We start from the raw sequence: 22,731 nt of genomic DNA, 5'->3' as shown, positions 1-22,731 counted from the left end.
GCGCGTCAGGCGACCTCGAACACGCCATCGACCTCGACCGCCGCGTCTGCCGGCAGCGAGGCGACGCCGACGGTGGTGCGGGCATGGCGGCCCTTGTCACCGAAGGCGGCGACCATCAGGTCGGAGGCGCCGTTGAGCACCTTCGGCCCGTCCAGGAAGTCGGGGGCCGAGTTGATGAAGCCGCCGAGGCGCACCACGCGCACCACCTTGTCGAGGTCGCCGAGTGCCGCCTTGACCTGGGCCAGCAAATTGACCGCGCAGCCGCGGGCCGCCGCCGCGCCGTCTTCGATCGAGACGCCGGCGCCCAGCTTGCCCTTGGCGATCAGCTTGCCGGCGGGGTCGAAGCAGACCTGGCCGGAGACGAACAGCAAATTACCGGTGCGCACGAACGGGACGTAATTGGCCACGGGGGTAGGGGCCTCGTGCAGCTTGATGCCCTGTTCCGCCAGCTTTTGCTCGACCGTGCCCGCCATGTTCGACCTCGTTGTCCAGAAATTCCATTCGCCCCGGCGCATCCGTGGGAGGCCGGCCGCGCCCTGTTTCGCCCATCGTGCCGCCACATGCAAGTAAACCGCAGCAGGCTGCCTTTTGCCGAGGCGAGGCCGCAGGTTCAACGGCAGGGCCGCAACTTTACGTGAAACGGCCTCAGTTGCGACGCAATGGAACGGTCATTAAAATGTCGAATCTGCGCATCCCAAGGACGCGTCCCCAAGGAACAGACATGGTGCACCTTTTCCGGACTTCGCTCGGTGTAATGGCGCTCGCGGCGGCCGGTTTAGGCCTCGCCGACAGCGCGCAGGCCGCCAACGGTCCGTTCCTTGCGCACCAGGCACTTTACGATCTCAGCCTGGTGAAATCGCGCTCCAATTCGGTGAGCAGCGCGCGGGGCCGAATTCTCTACAACTTCACCGGAAGCTCGTGCGAGGGCTACACCTCTGAATTCCGCCAGGTGTCCGAGCTCGACAGCGGCGAGGGTAAGGTCACGCTGAGCGACCTCCGCTCCAACTCGTGGGAAGACGCCGGGGGGAAAAGCTACCGCTTCAAGATCGAGACCCGCATGAACGAGGCCGACGCCGGCCGCGTCGACGGCTCGGCCGAGCGCGACGGCGACCACATCAATGTCAAGCTGAAGCTGCCGGCGCCCAAGAATTTCACGCTCGACGGCAAGATCGTGTTCCCGACCGAGCAGATCCAGCGCATCATCGCCGCCGCCAAGGACGGCAAGCCGCTGCTCGAGCTCTCCGTCTATGACGGCTCCGACGACGGCCAGAAGGTCTACAACACGCTGACCGTGATCGGCCAGCCGATCCCCGCGGACCGCGCCGCCGCGCCGGATCCGTCGACCTCCGACGAGCACATGAAATCGCTCAAGCGCTGGCCCGTCACGGTCAGCTATTTCGACCGCGAGGCCCAGCAGAAAGAGGGCGAGCAGACGCCGGTCTATGCGATGGCGTTCGAACTCTACGAAAACGGCGTCTCGCGCCAGCTCGTGCTCGATTACAACGACTTTGTCATTTCCGGCGCGATGGGCAAGTTCGACGTCAAGGACAGCAAGCCCTGTAATTGAGGGATTGTTGCTACAGCTGCGTACCGCGCACACCATCACCGTCACCCTGAGGTGGCCGCTTCTTCAGCGGCCCTCGAAGGGCGACGGCCCGGCCGTATCAGCGGGGCCGTGCATCCTTCGAGGCTTCCCATACGCCGCTTCGCGTCGCATGGCGCGCACCTCAGGATGACGGTGCACGAGTGTTGCGCGTCGCATCTAGCTCTTGTCATGATCTCCCGCTACGCTCCCTCCTAACCAAAAACCTCAGGGAGCCAGCCCATGCCCAAGCTCGATCATCTCCGTCCCAGCGGCCTGCATCACAATCCCGCTTATTCGCACGTCGTCACCGCCACCGGCGCGCGCACCATCTACATTTCGGGCCAGGTGTCGGTGGACGAGGAGGGGCGGATCGTCGGTGAGGGCGATATCGCCGCGCAGACCACGCAGGTGATGCAGAATCTCGGACACGCGCTGAAAGCGGCCGGTGCGAGCTATTCCAACATCGTGAAGATCACGACCTTCGTCGTGAACTACAGGCCGGAGCTGCGCCCGATCATCGGCAAGGCCCGCTCGGCCTTCTTCGAAGGCATGGAGCCGCCGGCGTCGACCCTGGTCGGCGTCTCCGCGCTCGCAGCGCCGGAATGGCTGATCGAAATCGAGGCGGTGGCGGTCGCGGATTGATTTTCGTAGCCCGGATGGAGCGCAGCGCAATCCGGGAAGTCTGCCGCTGAGGACGCACTGCCCCGGATTTCGCTGCGCTCCATCCGGGCTACACGTGCTTCGCTTTGGACGCCTCTCGCAGGACGGCCATTGCTTCGTCGGCCCTGTCGGCGGGCACAAAGAGATGGTCGTGGTGAAAGGCCGACACCGCGTTCACGCTGATGCCGGCTTCAGCGAGACGGGCCGTGATCGCGGCCAGGAAGCCCGCCGCATCGAGCGCAGAGTGAACCGTCAGGGTGATCAGGCGTGAGGGGAATGCGTAGCGCAGCCCCGCCGCTTCAGCCTCTTCGCGAGAGATCACTAGCGTCGTGCCTTCCTGCTCGCGAAATGTCAGCAGCGGATTGAGCCCTGCGGGCACGGGCTCGTTCTGCGGTATCGCGCAGAACACGAAGGTGCCGTTCAGCATCTCCGGCTTCATGTTGCTCAGCAGCGCGTCGAGATCGCGTTCCCCTGTCACGGGCCAACCCCTGAAGCCTTGGCCAACATACCTTTGTATATCTCCTCTAAGCCTTCTCATACGCCGACCTTACGCTCGTACAATTGAGTGACGGCGGCGGATTCTTACAATTTGAGTCCACTCGGGTCACTACGAGGAAGCTCAATGAATGTCGTCATTCGAAAGCTCAACGGTTTGTGGCACCTCATTGTCGGGTCTTGTCAGATCCGAACTCCGTTCCTGGAAACGCAGGATCGGCAGCTGGTCGTTCAGTATGCCAGGCGCGCCTATCCGGGTGCACGGATCTTTGAACGCGACTGAGCAGAACAGGTCCCGATCACTCCTGCGCCTTCTCCGGGCCCTCATACGCGATCCCGCGGATCACCGCGGCGCTGCCGAATTTCTTGCGCAGGCTGTCCACCGCGCGCTCGGCGTGGGCGGCGCGGCGGTCGAGCATGTCGGTGTCGTCGGCGGGCGAACCCTCGCGCAGCGCGCTGACGCCGGCGCCCATCAGGCGGAAGGCGGTGCCGTCGATCTCCTTGGCCAGCATCTCGCGGCAGATCGCAAAGATCTTTGCGGCGAGCTGGGTCGGGGCCGCGATCGACTGCGAGCGCGTGCGCTGGCGGAAATCTGCGGTCTTCAGCTTCAGCGTGACGGTCGAGCCGCCAAGCTCGCTGCTCTTGAGCCGCGACGAGGTCTTCTCGCACAGCCGCCACAGGATCTTCTCCAGCGTCGCGAAATCGCGGATGTCGGTCTCGAAGGTGGTTTCGCTCGAAATGGTCTTGGCGCCGCGATCGGGCTCGACGCGGCGGTCGTCGATGCCGCGGGCGAGGCGCCAGAGCCGGCGGCCATCGCTCGGAAACTGCCGCATCATCTCGATCTCGTCGGCCTTCTGCAGATCGGCGATGATGCGGAAGCCGCGCTGCACCAGGCGCTCCTGCGTCGCAGGTCCGACGCCGAAGATGAAGCCGACGGGCTTCTCGGCAAGCATCGATCGCGCTTCCTCCTGGTCGAGCGCGGCGAAGCCCCGCGGCTTGTCGAGGTCGGAGGCGATCTTGGCCAAAAACTTGTTGCAGGACAGGCCGACCGAGACGGAGATGCCGATGTCGCGCTCGACGTCGCGGGCAAAGCGCGCCAGCACCTTTGCCGGGATCATGCCGTGCACCCGTTCGGTGCCGGAGAGATCGAGGAAGGCCTCGTCGATCGAGAGCGGCTCGACCAGCGGCGTCAGCGCCTGCATGGCCTGACGCACCTCGCGGCCGACGCGGACATATTTGGCCATATCCGGCGGGATCACGGTCGCGTGCGGGCAGGCTTCCAACGCCTTGAACATCGGCATGGCCGAGCGCACGCCGTAGGTGCGGGCGATGTAGCAGGCGGCCGACACCACGCCGCGTTTTCCCCCGCCGATGATGACCGGCCTGTCGGCAATGTCAGGATTGTCGCGCTTCTCGACCGTCGCATAGAAGGCGTCGCAGTCGATGTGGGCGATGGTCAGGCCCGCGAGCGCGCGGTGGCGGACGAGGCGAGGGGAACCGCAGGCGGAACAGCGCCGCACGCCCATGTCGAGATCGGCCGAACAATCCCGGCAGAAGCAACGAGGCCCGGCCGGGTCGGGAACGGTCACGGCACGTCGCGCTCCCAGGAGGGGTCGCCGAGCGCGTCGCCGAGGACCTGCCGCGCCGCCGCGACGTTGGTCGGATGCAGTTCCGCGGTCGAGGCAAAGGCCTTCACAGTGGCGTCATCGCGCAGCACGAAATCGAGCACGCTGAGCAGGAAATTGGGGTCCGCGGCGGCATTGCGCAGGGTCTCCGGACCGACCCCTGTCTCGGCCAGAAACAGGCCCAGCCGCTCGGGATCGCTCGCAACGAAAGAGAGCGCCTGAATCGCAACGATTTCAGCGACTTCGCGGGGGTTGTGAACAGGCTTTTTCAAGGGGACGGTTTGCCTTTCCGTTAACTTTCGGTCTCTAATTTGGAATCATCATGCCCGAGTCTCGGCCCTGAGTCTTCCGACCCCAGGCAAGCAACTGGAAACCACATCGCAGAAAGTCGACCCTCGGGTTTAACGAAACTCAAGCGAATCTGAGGCTAGTTTGAATCCAGTTTTCGAAGCGCCGGCGAGCGGCGCCTGAGGCGTTACATGTATGGGTCCTTCGGACCAATCAGGAGGGCGGGATGGCTAAGACCGTCCTGATCGTGGAAGACAACGAGCTCAACATGAAGCTCTTCCGCGACCTGTTGGAGGCGCACGGCTACCAGACCTCCGGCACCAGCAACGGCTACGAGGCGCTCGACCTCGTTCGCAAGATGCGGCCCGACCTCGTGCTGATGGATATCCAATTGCCGCAGGTCTCCGGCCTCGAGGTGACGCGCTGGATCAAGGACGATCCGGAGCTGCGCGCCATTCCCGTCGTCGCGGTCACGGCGTTCGCGATGAAGGGTGACGAAGAGCGCATCCGCGAGGGCGGCTGCGAGGCCTATTTGTCCAAGCCGATCTCGGTCGGCAAATTCATTGAGACGGTCCGGCGTTTTATCGGATAGGAAGTGAGTTCACAGTGTCCGCGCGTATCCTGGTCGTCGATGACGTCCCTGCCAACGTCAAACTCCTCGAAGCCCGCCTGTCCGCCGAATATTTCGACGTGATGACCGCCTCGAACGGCACCGAGGCGCTGGCGATCTGTCATCGCGCTGAATGCGACATCATCCTGCTCGACGTGATGATGCCCGACATCGACGGTTTTGAAGTTTGCCGCCGCCTCAAGAGCGATCCGGCCACGCACCACATTCCCGTCGTGATGGTGACGGCGCTCGACAGTCCGTCCGACCGTAACCGGGGGCTGGAAGCGGGCGCCGACGACTTCCTGACCAAACCCGTCTCCGACGTCGTTCTGATCGCGCGGGTGCGCTCGTTGACGCGGCTGAAGATGATGACCGACGAGCTGCGCATGCGCGCCATCACCTCGCTCGAGATCGGCATGCAGGCACCCGAGCGCAGCGCCGTGGCCGACACCGGCAAGGGCGGCCGCATCCTGCTGGTCGACGACCGTCCGTCCTCCTACGAGCGGCTGGCGACGATCCTCGCCGCCGAGCACACCATCGACGTCGAGCCGAACCCGACGGAGGCGCTGTTCCACGCCGCCGAGGGCAATTACGATTTGCTGATCGTCTCGCTCGACCTCAACAATTTCGACGGCCTGAGGCTCTGCAGCCAGGCGCGCTCGCTGGAGCGCACGCGCCATGTGCCGATCCTGGCGATTGCGGACCCCGAGAACTCGACGCGGCTGCTCCGCGGCCTCGAGATCGGCGTCAATGACTATCTGCTGCGCCCCATCGACAAGACCGAGCTGCTGGCGCGGGCCCGCACCCAGATCCGCCGCCGCCGCTATACCGATCATCTGCGCGACAATGTGCAGAACTCGATCGAGATGGCGATCACGGACGCGCTCACCGGCCTGCACAATCGCCGCTACATGGAGAGCCATCTGGCGACGCTCGCCGAGCAGGCTTCGACCCGCGGCAAGCCGCTGGCGCTGATGATCCTGGACATCGACTTCTTCAAGTCGATCAACGACAATTACGGCCACGACGCCGGCGACGACGTGCTGCGTGAATTCGCGGTGCGGGTGCGCAAGTCGATCCGCGGTATTGACCTTGCCTGCCGCTATGGCGGCGAGGAGTTCGTCATCGTGATGCCGGAGACCGATCTCCACGTCGCCGGCATGGTCGCCGAGCGCCTGCGCCGCTCGATCGCGGGCGAGCCGTTCGCGATCCACAAAGGCGCCAAGCGCATCGAGGTCACGATCTCGATCGGCCTCACCACGCTGGAGCAGAAGGGCGAGGCGGTCGCTGACGTGCTCAAGCGCGCCGACACCGCGCTGTATCGGGCCAAGCACGACGGGCGCAACCGCGTGGTATCGCAGGCGGCGTGAGGGCCGCCCTCGCAAAATTCGCGAAAACAACCCCATGCACAGTAGCCGGCGCTAGCCGGATCAACGGGTTACGTGCGCGGCAAAGATAGCTTGCGCGGACCGTCGCGCCGTTTGACCCGTCGGGCAAAACAGGGAGGATGTTGGTAGCGTCGCGAAATGGCCTGACGTGTAGTCAGGCGTCCACGCTTCCTCCACAAACTCCGCTGTCATTCCCCGCGAAAGCGGGGAACGCCGCGGCCTCTCGATTCAATCACAGCTGCCTCTGGAATACTGGATCACCCGCTTTCGCGGGTGATGACACCGAACGATGCGGCGAGGGTTATTGTGGCGTCGGCTTGCGTCGCTTCTCCGCCGGCTTCCCCACATCCACCCCTGCATTCCGCAACAGCACCTTCGCCGCTTCCTTCGCAGCTCTTGCCATTGCCGGATCATCCCGCACGAGGTCCTGCGCGATCGAGCCGTCGACCAGCAGCACCAGCTGCGTTGCGAGCGCGTCCGCCTCGGCTACACCGAGCTCGTTCAGGCGGTCGCGAAACCAGAGGCGGCGGCTTTCCTTGAAGGCGACCGCGATCTTCTTCACGGCGCGGTCCTGAGGGCCCAGCTCAGCAACCGCGTTCACGAACGGGCAGCCGCGAAAGTCCTTGGCCGCAAACCGCCGCTCCAGCGAATCGAAGGTGCCGAGGATCTGTTCGGCCGGCGGCTTGTCCGAGGGGGATGCGTGCACGAAGCGGCGCTCGAGGTATGCCGCGATCAGCGCGTCCTTGGACGGGAAGTGGTTGTAGAGCGTGCGCTTGGAGATGCCGATCTCGGCCGCGATGGTGTCAACGCCGACGGCGCGAATGCCCTGCAGATAGAACAGCTTGTCGGCGGTCTCAAGGATCCGCTCTTTCATCGTCTGTGGGGCGGGCGGGGGAGCCATGCAGCGACGCGCATCCTCTTGGCTTGACAGCTGGGGCGCAACATAGCCTAAGTACACAGGTCTGTGTAACCAAAATCAACCGATATTTCAGACGACGGCATTTGCGCCGTGCCCCCGAGGGAGACGAAAATGCCCCTGCTGCAGGTCCTGCGTCCGACATTGCCCATCCTGATCGGCGCCTCGATCATGCTGACGCTGAGCATGGGGCTGCGGCAGAGCCTCGGCATCTTCATGCAGCCGCTGACCCACGACATCCACATTTCGATCTCGGATTTCACGCTGGCGCTGGCGGTGCAGAACCTCGCCTGGGGCTTCCTCCAGCCGCTCGCCGGCGCGATGACGGTTCGCTACGGCTTCCGCCCGATCATGATCGTCGGCGCGCTGATGTACATCGTGGGCCTCATTCTGATGGCGACCGCGAACGGCCTCGTCAGCATCATGATCGGCGCGGGCGTGCTGATCGGCACATCGCTGGCCTGCACTGCGGCCGCTATCGCGATGTCGGTGGCGGCGCGCGCGGTGCCCGAAACGGTGCGCTCGACTGTGCTCGGCATTGTCTCCGGCGCGGGTTCGCTCGGCGCGCTGCTGTCGGCGCCGATCGGACAGATGCTCAATGAGGGGTTTGGCTGGCGCGTCGGACTTGTCGGCTTCGTCGTCATGTCGGTGCTGATGATTCCGGCCGCGTGGTACGCGGGGCGCGTCGACCAGGTCCCGCTGCCGAAGCCGGCTGCCGACGAGATCGACGATGCCACGGCTGCGACCGCGGCGAGGACCGCGTTCGGCAATGCCTCCTTCGTGGTGATGACCTGCGCCTATCTCGTCTGCGGCATGCAACTGGTCTTCCTCACCACGCATCTGCCGTCGTACCTCGCGATCTGCGGCCTCGATCCGATGCTGAGCGCGCAGACGCTCGGCATGATCGGCGGCTTCAATGTGCTCGGCTCGCTGTTCTTCGGCTGGGCGGGCCAACGCTGGAACAAGCTGGCGCTGCTGGGCGCGATCTACATCCTGCGCTCGCTGGCGCTCGCCTGGTACTTCATGCTGCCGGCAACGCCGTTCTCGACGCTGCTGTTCGGCGCCATCATGGGCTTCCTCTGGATGGGCGTCGGGCCGCTGGTCGCGGGCGCGGTCGCCGAGATGTTCGGCCTGCGCTGGCAGGCGATGATCCAGGGCCTCGCCTTCATGAGCCACCAGATCGGCAGCTTCCTCGGCGCCTATGGAGGAGGAGTGCTCTACGACGCGCTCGGCTCCTACACCATGGCCTGGCGCATCGGCGTGGCGCTCGGCTTGGCAGGGGGCATCGTGCAGGTGGCGTTCGCGCTTGTCAGGCCGTCGCAACCGCCGACGCCAGTGCTGAAGGCGGCGTAGGCTTCTGGGCTTACACCGTCACCCTGAGGTGCTCGCCTTCGGCGAGCCTCGAAGGGCGACGGCGCGGCTGCATCTCGACCGTTCATCCTTCGAGGCTCCCGGCGCGATGCTCTTGCATCGCGCCACTCGCACCTCAGGATGACGGATCGGGATAAGCGCTTGCAGCAATCGGCGAGCGGTATGGACTAGCGATGTCCTGAGCGCTTGAGATCGGCGACCTTGAACCTGTTGCCGGCCTGCAGGCTGCTGCAAAACCAGTGGGCTCTGTTTCGAAACTCGCCCAGGAACACCTTCGTCTCGACGCAATTCTCGTAGGATGAATGGGTGATGGTGTCTCGGCACGTTGGCGAGAAGGGTCCATAGTTCACATTGCCGCCCGACTCGCTGCATCCGATCCACGGCTCCTTGCCGTGCCGGAAGCTTGATGCACAGCCACCGTTGCAGCTGCTGGCGACTTTCTCCAGGCTGGCTATCCTCCCCATCACAGAACCCGGTGCATAGGAAGGCGTGCGCGCGGTTGCCGTTCGAGTGGTTGACGCAGTCCGACGCGGCGCCGTTGTGTTTGCTCCCCGCTCCGACACGTGCGGCTTTGCCACCTGTTTCGGCGCATCGACCGTGACAGGGGGAAGCGTGGCGGCGGAGCCGGTCGGGATTTGCGATGCGGCCGGGGCGCACAGCAGGATAGTCGACAAGGCTGCGATGGTTGAAGGCACGACAAGGCTCGATGACAATCTCATGACCATGTCCTTCCCAAATCCGGACGGAAATTCCGTGCCGGTATGTGCACGGTAACAGACATTTAGGATTGAGCAACCGGGGGTTGAGGGATCGCTTAGCGATAAATTCGCCATCGCCATGGCAACCAACAAGAGAATGCGCTTGCTGGGCGGCTTGTCCACCGAAGCTCGAAGAACGAAGGCGGAAGCGAAGCGGTTGGGAACGACTCTGCAGCGCAGCGCGCCGATGTGGCGGCGGCTTGCGCTCTCTGACCGTCACCCTGAGGTGCTCGTCCTGCGGTTTCCCGCAGGGCGAGCCTCGAAGGGCGACAGCCCGGCCGCATCTCGGCCGTTCATCCTTCGAGGCTCTCCGCGCGATGCTTTGCATCGCACGGCTCGCGCCTCAGGATAACGGAGAAGGATAGGTAAAGAAAAACGGGGCCCGTGAGGGCCCCGCAAAACTCAGCAGCTTGTCCGCGATCTTACTTGATCTTGGCTTCGCGGAATTCGACGTGCTTGCGCGCCACGGGATCGTACTTCTTCTTGACCAGCTTGTCGGTCATGGTGCGCGAATTCTTCTTGGCGACGTAGTAGAAGCCGGTGTCGGCCGAGGACACGAGCTTGACCTTGATGGTGACCGCTTTGGCCATGTTCAGAACCTCAGGAATGAAGGGAATCTGGAGCCGGCCAAACGGCCCGCGTTGGCCGGCAACCTAGCCAGAAACCGCCTGATGTCAAGGTTTCGAAGCGTTTTCAAGCGAAGTGGGCACCGGTTCGCGTCAAGAAAACGCGTCAAAAACAACAACCTAGAGCCCCCGTACGGGGCTCTAGCGGCAAAAGCCCCCCAAAACGGCCCGATTACCCCTCGAAGAACCGGTTTTTCGGCCGTGGCAAGCCCAGATTCTCCCTCAAAGTGGGCCCTTCATACTCTTTCCGGAAAATCCCGCGCCGCTGCAGCTCGGGGACGACCTTGTCGACGAAATCGTCGAGGCCGGCGGGCAGGAACGGGAACATGATGTTAAAGCCGTCGGAGCCGCGCCCGACCAGCCATTCCTCCATCTGGTCGGCGATGGTTTTGGCCGTGCCGACGAAGGACAGCCCGCCATAGCCGCCGACGCGCTGAGCGAGCTGGCGCACGGTGAGCTTGTCGCGCTTGGCGAGGTCGACCATGCGCTGCCGGCCGCTCTTGCTGGCATTGGTCTCGGGGATGTCAGGCAGTTGTCCGTCGGGATCGAAGCCGGAGGCATCGGTGCCGAGGATGACCGAGAGCGAGGCGATGGCGCTGTCGTAATGCACGCGGCTGTCGAGCAGCGCGCGCTTCTCCTTGGCTTCATCGACGCTGTCGCCAACCACGACGAAGGCGCCGGGCAGGATCTTCAGATGCTCGGGATCGCGGCCGATCCTCTCCATGCGGCCCTTGATGTCGGCATAGAGCTTTTGTCCGTCGGCGAGGCTGCCGCCGCCGGTGAACACGGCTTCCGCCGTCTCTGCCGCGAGCTGCTTGCCGTCTTCGGAGGCGCCGGCCTGCACGATCACCGGCCAGCCCTGCACGGGACGGGCAATGTTGAGGGGGCCGCGCACCTTCAGATATTTGCCGTTGTGGTCGAGCGTGTGCATCTTCGCGGGATCGAAAAATAGCCCGCTCTCGACATCGCGCACGAAGGCGTCGTCGGCGAAGGAATCCCACAGGCCCGTGACGACATCGTAGAACTCGCGGGCGCGTTTGTAGCGCTCGGCATGCTCCATGTGATCATCGAGGCCGAAATTCAGGGCCGCGTCCGGGTTCGATGTCGTGACGATATTCCAGCCGGCGCGGCCGCCGCTGAGATGATCGAGCGAGGCGAAGCGGCGCGCGACGTGGTAGGGCTCGTCAAACGTGGTCGAGCCCGTCGCGATCAGGCCGATCCGCTCGGTGACCGCCGAGAGCGCCGACAGCAGCGTGAACGGTTCGAACGATGTCACGGTGTGGCTGCGCTTGAGCGCATTGACCGGCATGTTCAGCACAGCGAGGTGATCGGCCATGAAGAAGGCGTCGAACTTGCCGGCCTCGAGCTTCTGGATCAGCGTCTTGATGTGCGAGAAGTTGAAATTGGCGTCCGGCCAGGCCCCGGGATAGCGCCAGGCGCCGGTGTGGATGCTGATCGGGCGCATGAACGCGCCAAGCTTGAGTTGCCGTTGTGCCATCGCCCGGTGTCCGTTCTTGGTGACGCTCGGGAAGACATAGGCATGCGGCGGAACTCCGCCATCGGGGGAGGCGGGAAGATTTTTTCGTTTTTCGATCAAACCTCAGCACGTTCGCGTCATTCCGGGCCGCCACGTCGCGGCGAGATGCAATTGCGCATCTGAGAATCGATCAAGCCGCAGACACCGAGGCGAGAGGACTACTGCCCCCGAGCCCTTTGATCGAAGGCGCTCAGCACGGCGAGCGTCATCGCGGTGACGCCGGTCTGGATGGTCGGTTTCGGCACCGGGGCGAATTGCGGCGAGTGATTGCCGGGAAGCGGCGGGCCGCTGCCATTGCGCGCGGCGGCGACGCGGTCGGGCTCATAAACGCCGATGTTGAAGAACATCGACGGCACGCCGGCGTTGACATATTCCGAGTAGTCTTCGCTGGTCGTGTTCGCAGGGCTGACGTTGAACTTGTCGCCGAAGGCCGCTTTCAGCACCCGCTCGGCCTGGCCGACCACAGCGGCATCGTTCACCACCGCCTTGGTCCCTTCGTCGAGGTGGATTTCAGGCGCCGGTGCATCCGCCATCGCCGCCGCCGCTTTCGCCGTCCGCTCGATCCCGGCCAGCATCCTCGCGCGCACCTGCGGCTTGAAGCTGCGGATCGTGCCGATCACCCTGGCCTCGTCGGGGATGATGTTGCCGGCGGTGCCGGCGTGGATCGCGCCGATGGTGACAAGGCCGAATTCGGTCGGGTCCTTCTCGCGGCTGATCACGCTCTGGACGTCGACGACGAAGCGCGATGCCATCATCACGGGATCGATCGTCGCCTGCGGGATCGCGCCATGGCCGCCGCGGCCGACGAATCTGATGAACAGACCGTCGACATTCGACGATCCGACCCCGACCCTGTAGGTGACGGAGCCGTAGGCTCCACTGCCGTCGTGCAGGGCAAACCCCGCATCGGGTTTCGGAAAGCGGGTGAACAGGCCATCGGCGATCATCGCCCTTGCGCCCGCGACCTCTTCCTCGGCGGGCTGCGCGATGAACATCAGCGTACCGTGCCACTGGTCCTTGATGCCGACCAGGGTCTTCGCCGTGCCGACCCAGCTCGCCATGTGGATGTCATGGCCGCAGCTATGGGCGACGAATGTCTCGCGGCCCTGCCAGATCTGCTTGTCGCGGCTGGCATAGGGCAGGCCGGTCTTCTCCTCCATGGGCAGCGCATCGAGCTCGGTGCGAACCATGATGGTGGGACCGTCACCGTTCCTGTAGATGGCAACAAGGCCCGTCTTGCCGACGTGCTCGGTGACTTCAAAACCAATCGCACGCATCTCGCCGGCGAGTTTCGCTGCGGTCTTCTCCTCCTGGAAGGCAATCTCGGGATGGGCGTGGATGTCCTTATAGAGCGCGTCGAGCTTCGGGTATTCGCTCTCGAAGGCGGTTTCGATGGTTTGCTTCAATCTGGCGACGTCGAGCTCCGCACGGGCGGGCGGCGAGAGCAGGCCGCACAACGCCACGGAAGCGAGCAGAGGCCTTACGAAGCGCATCATCCGATCCTCCGGTTGTTCAAGCGCTCTTTCCCTTCACCTAGCACATCTCGTCGCATCTTTCCGCCATAGAAATGGAAGAACGGCACCGGCGCATCGCGGCGGAGCGGGCTGTCGCGTTGAGCAGCTTGCGCGTCATCGGATGCAGATCGGCGAGCGGTTTTGAGCCGAGCTCGACCCAGAGCAGCTTGACCAGCCCGCATCGAGGCGTCACGTCGAACCAATCCGCTGCTCGCGCCGACCAAGCCATGACCCCGCGAGGAGACGCTTCAATGGCCGGCGCAATGACCGTGGACGGCGGCATCGTCCGCATCGACCGGCCCATGCCATGGGTCGGCCGGCTGTTGTCGCTGCCGCTGCTGGCGGCAAGTGGCTATCTGCTGTGGAACGTTGCGCTCGGCCTGCGCCAGGACTTTTTCGGTTTTGGAAGGCTCGCCGACGATCTCGTGCCGGTGCTGGTGTTCACGGGGTTCGGGCTGCTCGTCGGCATCCCCGGCATCATCCTGCTGACGTTCCGCTACTTCGTCGTGCTCAACGAGACGCTGCGCCAGATCGTGATCACCAGGCAGTTCGGCCCGCTGAACATCCGCTCGTCGCGCAATCTCGCCGACTATCACTTCATCAGCGTCACCGACGACTACGACACGGATCTGACGACGTACGACGTCAATCTCTGCGGCAACAAGGGCATCGAGCCGATCACGCTTCAGAGCTTCACGCGTCGTGAGGAGGCCGATCAGCTCGCAAGCGAGATCGGCCGCGTCCTCAAGCTGCCGGCGCGCGATTATGTCGGCACCGAGCCGGACGCGGACTGACTAGCCCAAAATATCCTTCTGCATCTTGCCGCCGTAGAAATGGAAGAACGGGACTGGCGCATCGTGGCGCAGCGGGCCGGTGGCAAGGCGGGTGTGGAGCTCGTTGAGCACGTTGCGCGTCATCGGATGCAAATCGGCCAGCGGCTTCGAGCCGAGCTCGACCCAGACCAGCTCGACCAGTTCGGCATCGGCATGGATCACGCCGTCGACGCGGTGGGTGATCGCGGAGGCGTCCGCGGTGAAGAAGCGCGTATCGAACCGCTTGACGCGGCCGGGCGGAGTGATCGCGCGCGCGATCAGGAACAGGCTGGAGGGATCGGGCAGGAGGCCTGCATCGGCGAACGGCTTCCAGGGCCCGTCGAGCTTTGACACTTTGCCCTCGGCCGTGCGCCCGAGGCAGAGACCGGTTTCTTCGCAGGCCTCGCGGATCGCGGCAATGGCGAGCGACTTCGCGCGCGAGGCCGGCGTCTTCGGGCTGCCCTTGGCGAGATTGGCCTCCAGCTCGGCGGTGATGGGCGCAGCGCAGGGCACGCGATAGTCGGCCTTGTCGACGCGTCCGCCCGGGAAGACGAACTTGCCGGGCATGAACACCACCTTGTCGTGGCGCTTGCCGACCAGCACCTTCGGAATGGCGCCGCTGCGGTCGACCAGGATCAGCGTTGCCGCATCCCTCGGACGGAAATAGGGATGATGATCGGCTTCCTTTTCCTCGTGGACCTTGGCCTTCTCCGCGACCTGCGCAATATCCGTCATGTCCTCACCCAAACGCTTTTTGCTTCTTGCTTACACAGGCGGAATACCATCCGGAGGGTTCTCGTCAAACCCGTGCATGCGCAGAGCCCATTGCAGGCCGACCACAGCTCCCTTGACCGGCTGCAGCAGCGCAAGCGAGGCGACGAAGGTGAAGGGCAGATAGGCCGCGAAGCTGAGCCAGACCGGCGTCGTGTAATTGGTCTCGATCCAGAGGATCGTGGGCACCACGATGTGACCGACGATGACGATGACGAGATAGGCGGGCAGATCGTCGGCGCGGTGCGGCGTGAAATCGAGGCCGCATTTGGCGCAATCGTCTGCGGTCTTCAGGAAGGCGCGGAACAGCTTGCCCTCGCCACAGCGCGGGCAGCGGCCGCGAAAGCCGCGCTTCATCGCCGTCAAGAGATCGCGCTTCTCGACGAGACCCGTCTCGCGCGTCCAGATTTTTGGGGCCGTGCTCATCGTCACCATGCTTTGCCCTTTTTACCGCCACCTTTTCCCTTGTTCTTTCCTTTATTCTTTCCCTGGCCCTTCTTCGGTTTGCCGGATTTTGGCTTCGGCGGCTTGCGTTTTCTATCCGGGCTGCGTCCGGGATGCGCCTTGAATGAGGGGCGGCGCTGCGGACCGGATGACCTGCGTTCGCGCGGCGCGGTCTCACTGGAGGACGACAGCAGCTCGAAGCGCAGCGCGCCCGCGATCGGCGCTGCTTCGATCAGGCGGACGTCGACCACGTCCCCCAGCTGATACATGGTGCGGCTGCGCGTGCCGACGAGGGCGTGTCGGCTCTCGTCATAGTTGAAATATTCCGTGCCGAGGGATCGGATCGGGATCAGGCCGTCGGCGCCGGTCTCAGCGAGCTTGACGAACAGGCCGGCGCGGGTGACGCCGGAGACCCGGCCCTGGAAACTCGCGCCGATGCGATCAGCCAGGTGATGGGCAATGAGCCGGTCGACGGTCTCGCGTTCCGCCTTCATCGCGCGCCGCTCGGTCACCGAGATGTGGGCTGCGACCTCGCTTAAGGTTTCCGGCGTCTCGCTGTCGGGCAGGGCGCCTTCGCCGAGGCCGAGCGCGCGGACCAGCGCGCGATGCACCACGAGGTCGGCATAGCGGCGGATTGGCGAGGTGAAATGCGCGTAGCGGCGCAAATTCAGGCCGAAGTGCCCGTAGTTCTCGGACGAGTATTCGGCCTGCGCCTGGGCACGCAGCACGACCTCGCTGACCAGCGGATAGTAATCATGGCCTTCGAGCTGGGCCAGCACGCGGTTGAATGTGGTGGGACGCAGCGCGCCTGATTTGGCGAAGGGAACGTCGAGCGTCTCCAGAAATTCGGCGAGCGCGTGGACCTTCTCCAAGGTCGGCTCGTCGTGCACGCGGTAGATTAGCGGGAGCGACTTCTTCTCCAGCATCTCGGCGGCTGCAACGTTGGCGAGGATCATGAACTCCTCGATCAGCTTGTGCGCATCGAGACGTTCGGGCACCACGACGCGGTCGACCGTGCCGTCGCTCTTCAAGAGGATCTTGCGCTCAGGCAGATCGAGATTGAGCGGATCGCGCTCGTCGCGCGCGCGCTTGGCGCAGGCATAGGCGGCGTAGAGCGGCCGCAAGATCGGATCGAGCAGGGGGCCGGTGGTGTCGTCGGGCCGTCCGTCGATCGCGGCCTGCGCCTGCGCGTAGCTCAGCTTCGCCGCCGAGCGCATCAGGATGCGGTGGAAGCTGTGCGAGCGCTTGCGGCCATCGGGGCCGAGCACCATCCGAACCGCGAGCGCGCCACGCGGCTCGCCCGGCACCAGCGAGCAGAGATCGTTGGAGATGCGCTCGGGCAGCATCGGCACGACGCGGTCGGGGAAGTAGACCGAATTGCCGCGATCGAGCGCGTCGCGGTCGAGCGCGCTGCCCGGCTGTACGTAGAAGCTGACATCGGCAATGGCGACGTTGACGATGAAGCCGCCCTTGTTGTTGGGATCGGGATCGGCCTCAGCATGCACCGCGTCGTCGTGATCCTTGGCGTCGGGCGGATCGATGGTGAGAAGCGGCACGTCGCGCCAATCCTCGCGGCCCTTCAGGTTCGCGGGCTCAGCGGCTTCTGCCTCGCGCTCGGCGGCAGGCGAGAATTGCAGCGGGATGTCGTGGGCGTAGATCGCGATCAGGCTGATCGCCTTCTCCGACTTGACCGAGCCGAGCTTCTCCTTCACGCGACCGGACGCCAGCCCAAAGCTGCGCGTGCGGACGATGTCGACGCTGACGAGATCGCCGTCCTGCGCGCCGTGTGTGTCGGCCGGGGCGATGTTCAACTCGCGGTCCGCGGCCTTCTTGTCGACGGGGACGAGCCGTCCGCCGCCTTCGGGCAGACTGCGAAACACGCCGAGGATGCGGCTCTTGGCCTTGTCGAAAACCTTGATGATGTGGCCGCGATAGGCCGGGCCTTCGGTGTCGTCCGTGCGCTCGACGCGCAGCAGCACGCGATCGCGGACGCCGGCGACGGTGCCTGGCTTCGGCCGGCGCGGCATCTGGATGCGGATTTTGGGGGGCTCGCCACTCTCGACCTCGTCCCATTCGGTGGGGGAGGCGATCAATTCGCCGTCGGCGTCGCGGCCGGTAATGTCGGCGACCAGCGTCGGCGGCAGCGCGTCCGGCTCGGACACCTTGTGGCGCTTCTTCTTGATGGTTCCGTCGTCGGCGAGCTCGCGCAATATGCGCTTGAGCTCGACGCGATCGGCGTTCTTCAGGCCGAACTCGCGCGCAATTTCGCGGGTCCCGACCTTTCCGGGATTTGCCTTGATGAAGGCGACGATGGCTTGCCTGTCGGGAAAGCCACGGTCATTCTTGCGTTTCACTTAACCTCTAATTCTTGATCTCAAGTCTTGCCGGCGCTCTTCTTGGCCGGAGCCTTGGGGGCGGCGGCCTTGGTCGGCGACGTTTTTGCGGTCGACGACACGGCTGCGCGCGCCTTGCTGGTGGATTCGGATTTGGTTTTGGCCGCCTTCTTCGCGGCGGCCTTTTTCGGTTTCGGTGCGGCGTCATCGCCGTCCGCAGCCTTCGCCGTAGTCTTCTTGGCCTTGGCCGGCTTCGCCGCCTTCTTCGGCTTCTTGCCGCCGCCTTTGGCTGCGCGCTCGTCGATCAGCGCAATCGCCTGGGCCAGCGTGACGGTGTCCTTTTCGAACTCGGCGGGGATCGTCGCGTTGACGCCGCCCGCGGTGACATAGGCGCCGTAGCGGCCGCTCTTCACGGTGACGGTGCCGAGCGAGGGATGATCGCCGATCGCCTTGCCGGGATCGGCGCCGAACCGGCGGCTCGGGCCCTTGGCGACCTTCTCCGCGATCAGCGTCACTGCGCGGTTGAGGCCGATGTCGAATACTTCGTCGCCGGCCTCCAAGCTGGCATAGGTCTTCTCATGCTTGACGAACGGCCCGAAGCGGCCGAGCCCGGCGGTGATGGGCTGACCGGTCTCCGGATGCTTGCCGATCTCGCGCGGCAGCGACAATAGCTTCAGCGCAAGCTCGAGCTCGACATCGCCGGGCGAGGTGCCCTTCGGAATGCCGGCGCGCTTCGGCTTCTCGCCTTCCTCATAATCCTTCTGCTCGCCGAGCTGGATATAGGGCCCGAAGCGGCCGGCCTTGACCCAGACATCGCGACCCGTCTCGGGATCCTGGCCGAGCGAACGGTCAGCGGTCGCTTCGCCATCGGCGGCGAGCTGACGAGTGTAGCGGCACTCCGGATAATTCGAGCAGCCGACGAAGGCGCCGAACTTGCCGGCCTTGAGATTCAGCCGGCCATTGCCGCAGCTCGGGCACTGCCTGATATCGCCGCCATCCGTGCGGGGCGGATAGATGTGCTGGCCCAGCATCTCGTCGAGCACGTCGAGCACCTGGGCTACGCGCAGATCCTTGATTTCGTCGACGGCGCCGATGAAGCCCGTCCAGAAATCCTTCAGCACCTGCTGCCAGGAGATCTCGTTGTTGGAGATGCGGTCGAGCTGCTCTTCGAGACCGGCCGTAAAATCGTATTCGACGTAGCGGGCGAAGAAGCTCTCGAGGAACGCGATCACGACGCGGCCCTTGTCCTCGCCGTGCAGGCGCTTCTTCTCCAGCTTGACGTAGCCGCGGTCCTTCAGGACTTGCAGGATCGAGGCGTAGGTCGAGGGCCGGCCGATGCCGAGCTCTTCCATGCGCTTGACCAGCGAAGCCTCGGAGAAGCGCGGCGGCGGTTCGGTGAAATGCTGCGTGACGGACAGGCTCTGCCGCTTGAGCGCGTCGTTCGGGCTCATCGCGGGCAGGCGGCGGGAATCCTCGTCCTCCTCGTCGTCGCGGCCTTCCTGGTACAGCGCGAGGAAGCCGTCGAACTTGACCACCTGGCCGGTGGCGCGCAGCTCCAGCGTGCGGGAGCCTGCCTTGGCCGTGATGTCGACGGTGGTGCGCTCCAGCTCGGCCGATTCCATCTGGCTCGCGATGGTGCGCTTCCAGATCAGCTCATAAAGTCGCGCCTGATCGGCGTCGAGCTTGCGGCTCATGCTGTCGGGGCGGCGCGACATGTCGGTCGGGCGGATCGCTTCGTGCGCTTCCTGGGCGTTCTTGGCCTTGGCCTGATACTGGCGCGGCGCGTCCGGCACGTAAGCGTTGCCGTAATCCTCGCCGATCACCTTGCGCGCCTGGGTGATCGCCTCGGGGGCGATCTGCACGCCGTCGGTACGCATATAAGTAATGAGTCCGGTGGTCTCGCCGCCGATGTCGATGCCCTCATAAAGGCGCTGGGCGATGCGCATCGTGTGCGCCGGCGCAAAGCCGTATTTGCGGCTGGCTTCCTGCTGCAGCGTCGAGGTGGTGAAGGGCGCCTGCGGATTGCGCCGGGCCGGCTTCGCATCGACGGATGTCACGGTGTAGGCGGCCGTCTCCAGCGCCTTCTTGAAGTCTTCGGCTTCCGCGCCGGTTCCGATGTCGAGGCGCTGGATCTTCTTGCCGTCGGCGCCGACCAGGCGGGCCTCGAACGCATCGCCGCGCGGGGTGAGCAGGGTCGCGATCAGCGACCAATATTCGCGCGCGACGAACTTCTCGATCTCGAGCTCGCGGTCGCAGACGAGGCGCAGCGCCACCGACTGCACGCGGCCGGCGGAGCGGGCGCCCGGCAGCTTGCGCCACAGCACCGGGGAGAGGGTGAAGCCGACCAGATAGTCCAGCGCCCGGCGCGCCATATAGGCGTCGACCAGCGCGCCGTCGATCTGGCGCGGATGCTTCATCGCGTCCGAGACCGCCTGCTTGGTGATGGCGTTGAACACCACCCGCTCGATCTTCTGGTCCTTCAGCGCGCGCTTTTCCTTCAGCACCTCGAGCACGTGCCAGGAGATGGCCTCGCCCTCGCGATCAGGGTCGGTGGCGAGAATCAGGCGGTCGGCGTTCTTCAGGGACTTGGCGATGTCGTTGAGCCGGCCGGCCGCCTTGGGGTCGACCTCCCAGATCATCTTGAAATTGGCGTCGGGATCGACGGAGCCGTTCTTCGCGGGCAGGTCGCGGACATGGCCGAACGAGGCCAGAACCTCATAGGACGAGCCCAAATATTTGTTGATCGTCTTGGCTTTCGCCGGCGACTCCACAATGACGATATTCATGTAGTTCCAGTAACTTACGGGAAAATCTGAGGCCGAAAACGAAAGGACTCGGGTCGGCCGTTTCGCCCCGAACATGGGTGGTGAGGCCCTCGCTGTCAAATCGAGGGCTGTTGAAAGCCGCCCGGATGGGAAAAGTTTCATATCGAGAAAGTTGCAAAATACCACCTTGGAGTTGCGATCGCTATCGGCGTAATGTTTCCGCGGGGCATGGATTCGGGTGGGGTCTGGTGACTAGGCCGGGAAAGAAACGGGCGCGCGCCGCATCAGGCGCGCCGGGAGGCTCGCGTCACGAGGAACCGGGGGAGGGCGGCGTGGACGAGGCCGTCGCCTTCATCGCCGAGCAGGTCGGGGCCTTGCGCAAGCTCGCCGAGCGCCACAAGCTCGACGTGCTGCATTATCTCCTGGGCATGACCAAGCTCGAGGCCGACGAGCATGTGAGGCTGCGGAGCAAGCGCAAGCTGTCGTGAGGGCACTATCCAACCCGTCATCCTGAGGCGCGAGTGGCGCGATGCGCGGCATCGCGCCGGGAGCCTCGAAGGATGCACGGCCGGGATGCAGCCGGGCCGTCGCCCTTCGAGGCTCGCCGAAGAGGCGAGCACCTCAGGGTGACGGTGCAAGATATGGGCGCCGTTCTATCCCCGTCATTTGCGAGCACAGCGACTTGTCCGCCGAAGCCTTGGCGAAGGCGGAAGCAATCCAGAGTCTTTCCGCGGGGGGCAGACTGGATTGCTTCGTCGCAAGGGTTCCTCGCATTGACGGTGTGGCGAGAGCCGGGCTCGTCACGCCGACCGCCGTCGCGACGCCGGCCGTGGCTTTAGAGTCGTATCCGCCGGGCTAAGCAGCCGGCCATCCTCCGCGCGCATTTCCAGCTTCTTCACCGGGCGGCCCTTGGCGCGATCCACCAAAATGGTCGCGATCTCCTCAGGCGCGTCGTCGAACTCCTCGCTCCATTGCCTGAGCGCCACCAGGATCGGGAAGGTACCGCGGCCCTTCGGCGTCAGCACATATTCCTGGTAGGCGCTGCCGTCGGAGGCGGGGGCGGTTGCCAGGATGCCGTGGTCGACCAGCGAGCGCAGCCGGACCGACAAAATATTCTTGGCCATGCCGAGCTTGCTCTGGAATTCGCCGAAGCGGCGCAGGCCGAACAGCGCCTCGCGGATGATCAGCAGCGACCACCAATCGCCGAGCGCGTCCAGCGACCTCGCGATCGGGCAGGCATCGCCCTCGAAGCTGGTTCGTTTCACCATCGTTCCGGTCCTGTCGCGTTCGCACGATCGGTGTGCCGATCACGCGCTTGTGTGGTTGCATGATAAAACCATGTGCCCTAGATGGCAACTTAGTTTTATGATGCAACCACTGGAGGCGAACGTGAGACTTAAGAACAAGACGGCCCTGATCACCGGCGGCAACAGCGGCATTGGCCTTGCGACCGCAAAACTGTTCGTGGCCGAAGGCGCCAAGGTGGTGATCACCGGACGCAACAAACAGACGCTGGAGGCGGCGGCCAAGGAGCTCGGGCCGAACGCGCTCGCGCTCGCCGCGGACGCCACCGACATCGCCGCGACGGAAGCTGCGATCAAGCAGGGCGCCGAGAAGTTCGGCAAGTTTGACATCGTGTTCGCCAACGCCGGCATCGCCGGCGGCACGCCGCTCGGCTCGGCCACGCTCGAGGTCTTCGAGAAGGTCATCAGCACGAACCTGACAAGCGTATTCTTCACGGTGCAGGCGGCACTGCCTTATCTCAGCGACAATGCCTCGATCATCCTCAACGGCTCGGTGATCTCAGTGCTCGGCATTCCCGGCTACTCGGCTTACGGCGCCGCGAAGGCCGGCGTGCGCGCGATGGCGCGGATCATGGCCTCGGAGCTGTCGCCGCGCGGCATCCGCGTCAACGTGGTCGCCCCCGGCGCGACCCGCACGCCGATCTGGGGACCTGCAACGGCAACACCGGAAGCCGAGAAGGCGTTCGAGAAACGGATCGCGCTGTCGACGCCTCTGGGGCGCATCGGCGAAACCGATCACGTTGCGAAGACGGTGCTGTTCCTCGCCTCCGATGATTCCGCGCACGTACAAGGCCAGGAGATCTTCGTCGACGGCGGCGCGGTGGCCTCGCCGAGCGGCGCGCCGATCTATCGCGGTTGATCGCTCCTCCGAGCCTTAAGTCGTCCGGCGCAGATCGTGTGTTGCGCCGGACGGTTCTGCGCTCGCGAGG

22 protein-coding genes and 1 pseudogene are annotated in these 22,731 nt (G+C 64.7%); 8 read left to right on the top strand and 15 right to left on the bottom strand.

The window, feature by feature from the left end; translation table 11 throughout:
- Positions 1-5: 5 nt before the first annotated feature.
- Positions 6-473 carry a RidA family protein gene (locus tag A3AS_RS0129665; protein ID WP_018321130.1) on the bottom strand — a complete coding sequence of 156 codons (468 nt, stop codon included), beginning with the start codon at positions 471-473 and terminating at the stop codon, positions 6-8.
- Between the two features lie 248 nt (positions 474-721).
- Here A3AS_RS0129665 and A3AS_RS0129660 point away from each other — a divergent pair, with 248 nt between their 5' ends.
- Together A3AS_RS0129660 and A3AS_RS0129655 are read left to right on the top strand one after the other, a co-directional pair.
- Complete coding sequence (locus tag A3AS_RS0129660; RefSeq protein ID WP_026202492.1) at positions 722-1,567, top strand: cell envelope integrity EipB family protein; 846 nt, start codon at positions 722-724, stop codon at positions 1,565-1,567.
- Positions 1,568-1,825: 258 nt separating this feature from the next.
- Positions 1,826-2,227: a RidA family protein gene (locus A3AS_RS0129655; protein ID WP_018321128.1), complete on the top strand. Its 402-nt coding sequence runs from the start codon at positions 1,826-1,828 to the stop codon at positions 2,225-2,227.
- A gap of 88 nt (positions 2,228-2,315) precedes the next feature.
- On the opposite strand, the gene A3AS_RS0129650 is transcribed toward A3AS_RS0129655, so the two are convergent.
- From A3AS_RS0129650 to A3AS_RS0129635, 3 genes are all read right to left on the bottom strand, one after another.
- The gene (locus A3AS_RS0129650; RefSeq protein WP_018321127.1) at positions 2,316-2,723 is read right to left on the bottom strand and encodes an ACT domain-containing protein; all 408 of its coding nucleotides are present in this window, start codon (positions 2,721-2,723) and stop codon (positions 2,316-2,318) included.
- 316 nt (positions 2,724-3,039) lie between these two features.
- Positions 3,040-4,329: a DNA polymerase IV gene (locus tag A3AS_RS0129640; RefSeq protein ID WP_018321126.1), complete on the bottom strand. Its 1,290-nt coding sequence runs from the start codon at positions 4,327-4,329 to the stop codon at positions 3,040-3,042.
- Entirely contained in the window at positions 4,326-4,637 is a 312-nt protein-coding gene (locus tag A3AS_RS0129635) for a DUF3572 domain-containing protein (RefSeq protein ID WP_018321125.1), read from the bottom strand. Before A3AS_RS0129635 ends, A3AS_RS0129640 begins: the two co-directional genes overlap by 4 nt.
- 242 nt (positions 4,638-4,879) lie before the next feature.
- Between A3AS_RS0129635 and A3AS_RS0129630 the strand changes: the two genes are divergently transcribed.
- Positions 4,880-5,245 carry a response regulator gene (locus A3AS_RS0129630; RefSeq protein ID WP_008566616.1) on the top strand — a complete coding sequence of 122 codons (366 nt, stop codon included), beginning with the start codon at positions 4,880-4,882 and terminating at the stop codon, positions 5,243-5,245.
- A 14-nt stretch (positions 5,246-5,259) separates the two neighbouring features.
- Complete coding sequence (locus A3AS_RS0129625) at positions 5,260-6,633, top strand: PleD family two-component system response regulator (protein WP_018321124.1); 1,374 nt, start codon at positions 5,260-5,262, stop codon at positions 6,631-6,633.
- Positions 6,634-6,952: 319 nt separating this feature from the next.
- Here A3AS_RS0129625 and A3AS_RS0129620 read toward each other — a convergent pair whose 3' ends face one another.
- On the bottom strand, positions 6,953-7,552 hold the full coding sequence (locus A3AS_RS0129620) for a TetR/AcrR family transcriptional regulator (protein ID WP_026202491.1): 600 nt from the start codon (positions 7,550-7,552) through the stop codon (positions 6,953-6,955).
- Between the two features lie 129 nt (positions 7,553-7,681).
- Between A3AS_RS0129620 and A3AS_RS0129615 the strand changes: the two genes are divergently transcribed.
- Positions 7,682-8,920 carry an MFS transporter gene (locus A3AS_RS0129615; protein WP_018321123.1) on the top strand — a complete coding sequence of 413 codons (1,239 nt, stop codon included), beginning with the start codon at positions 7,682-7,684 and terminating at the stop codon, positions 8,918-8,920.
- A gap of 185 nt (positions 8,921-9,105) precedes the next feature.
- On the opposite strand, the gene A3AS_RS0129610 is transcribed toward A3AS_RS0129615, so the two are convergent.
- From A3AS_RS0129610 to A3AS_RS49345, 5 genes and pseudogenes are all read right to left on the bottom strand, one after another.
- Positions 9,106-9,819 (bottom strand): hypothetical protein, encoded by a 714-nt coding sequence (locus tag A3AS_RS0129610; protein WP_245283314.1) that lies wholly within the window; start codon positions 9,817-9,819, stop codon positions 9,106-9,108.
- 299 nt (positions 9,820-10,118) lie between these two features.
- On the bottom strand, positions 10,119-10,286 hold the full coding sequence (gene rpmG, locus A3AS_RS0129605; protein WP_007603295.1) for a 50S ribosomal protein L33: 168 nt from the start codon (positions 10,284-10,286) through the stop codon (positions 10,119-10,121).
- A gap of 208 nt (positions 10,287-10,494) precedes the next feature.
- The gene (locus A3AS_RS0129600) at positions 10,495-11,820 is read right to left on the bottom strand and encodes an LLM class flavin-dependent oxidoreductase (RefSeq protein WP_018321121.1); all 1,326 of its coding nucleotides are present in this window, start codon (positions 11,818-11,820) and stop codon (positions 10,495-10,497) included.
- A 197-nt stretch (positions 11,821-12,017) separates the two neighbouring features.
- Positions 12,018-13,355 (bottom strand): amidohydrolase, encoded by a 1,338-nt coding sequence (locus A3AS_RS0129595; RefSeq protein ID WP_018321120.1) that lies wholly within the window; start codon positions 13,353-13,355, stop codon positions 12,018-12,020.
- Positions 13,352-13,548, bottom strand: a pseudogene (locus A3AS_RS49345) (hypothetical protein); the annotation flags it as partial. The gene A3AS_RS0129595 and the pseudogene A3AS_RS49345, both read right to left, overlap by 4 nt.
- Positions 13,549-13,624: 76 nt before the next feature.
- On the opposite strand from A3AS_RS49345, the gene A3AS_RS0129585 reads away from it, so the two are divergent.
- Entirely contained in the window at positions 13,625-14,167 is a 543-nt protein-coding gene (locus A3AS_RS0129585; protein ID WP_018321118.1) for a hypothetical protein, read from the top strand.
- Here A3AS_RS0129585 and A3AS_RS0129580 read toward each other — a convergent pair whose 3' ends face one another.
- From A3AS_RS0129580 to topA, 4 genes are read right to left on the bottom strand one after another with little or no spacing between them, the layout of a single operon-like run.
- Positions 14,168-14,920: an NUDIX domain-containing protein gene (locus A3AS_RS0129580; protein WP_018321117.1), complete on the bottom strand. Its 753-nt coding sequence runs from the start codon at positions 14,918-14,920 to the stop codon at positions 14,168-14,170.
- A 30-nt stretch (positions 14,921-14,950) separates the two neighbouring features.
- A complete protein-coding gene (locus A3AS_RS0129575; RefSeq protein WP_018321116.1) occupies positions 14,951-15,391 on the bottom strand; it encodes a DUF983 domain-containing protein in 441 nt (146 codons plus the stop codon).
- A complete protein-coding gene (gene rnr, locus A3AS_RS0129570) occupies positions 15,385-17,754 on the bottom strand; it encodes a ribonuclease R (protein ID WP_018321115.1) in 2,370 nt (789 codons plus the stop codon). Before rnr ends, A3AS_RS0129575 begins: the two co-directional genes overlap by 7 nt.
- A gap of 20 nt (positions 17,755-17,774) precedes the next feature.
- Positions 17,775-20,519, bottom strand: coding sequence for a type I DNA topoisomerase (gene topA, locus A3AS_RS0129565; RefSeq protein ID WP_018321114.1), 2,745 nt, complete (start codon positions 20,517-20,519; stop codon positions 17,775-17,777).
- A gap of 311 nt (positions 20,520-20,830) precedes the next feature.
- Here topA and A3AS_RS0129560 point away from each other — a divergent pair, with 311 nt between their 5' ends.
- Positions 20,831-20,986 carry a hypothetical protein gene (locus A3AS_RS0129560; RefSeq protein WP_240536454.1) on the top strand — a complete coding sequence of 52 codons (156 nt, stop codon included), beginning with the start codon at positions 20,831-20,833 and terminating at the stop codon, positions 20,984-20,986.
- Between the two features lie 312 nt (positions 20,987-21,298).
- Here the strand turns inward: A3AS_RS0129560 and A3AS_RS0129555 are convergent, their stop codons facing one another.
- The gene (locus A3AS_RS0129555) at positions 21,299-21,766 is read right to left on the bottom strand and encodes a helix-turn-helix domain-containing protein (protein WP_018321112.1); all 468 of its coding nucleotides are present in this window, start codon (positions 21,764-21,766) and stop codon (positions 21,299-21,301) included.
- Positions 21,767-21,887: 121 nt separating this feature from the next.
- Here A3AS_RS0129555 and A3AS_RS0129550 point away from each other — a divergent pair, with 121 nt between their 5' ends.
- Positions 21,888-22,661 carry an SDR family oxidoreductase gene (locus A3AS_RS0129550; protein WP_026202489.1) on the top strand — a complete coding sequence of 258 codons (774 nt, stop codon included), beginning with the start codon at positions 21,888-21,890 and terminating at the stop codon, positions 22,659-22,661.
- Positions 22,662-22,731: the final 70 nt, after the last annotated feature.

Source organism: Bradyrhizobium sp. WSM2793, from assembly GCF_000379585.1.
Lineage (GTDB): Bacteria > Pseudomonadota > Alphaproteobacteria > Rhizobiales > Xanthobacteraceae > Bradyrhizobium.
The sequence above is the reverse complement of the archived record's forward strand: the minus strand, read 5'-3'. Positions and strand labels throughout refer to the sequence as shown.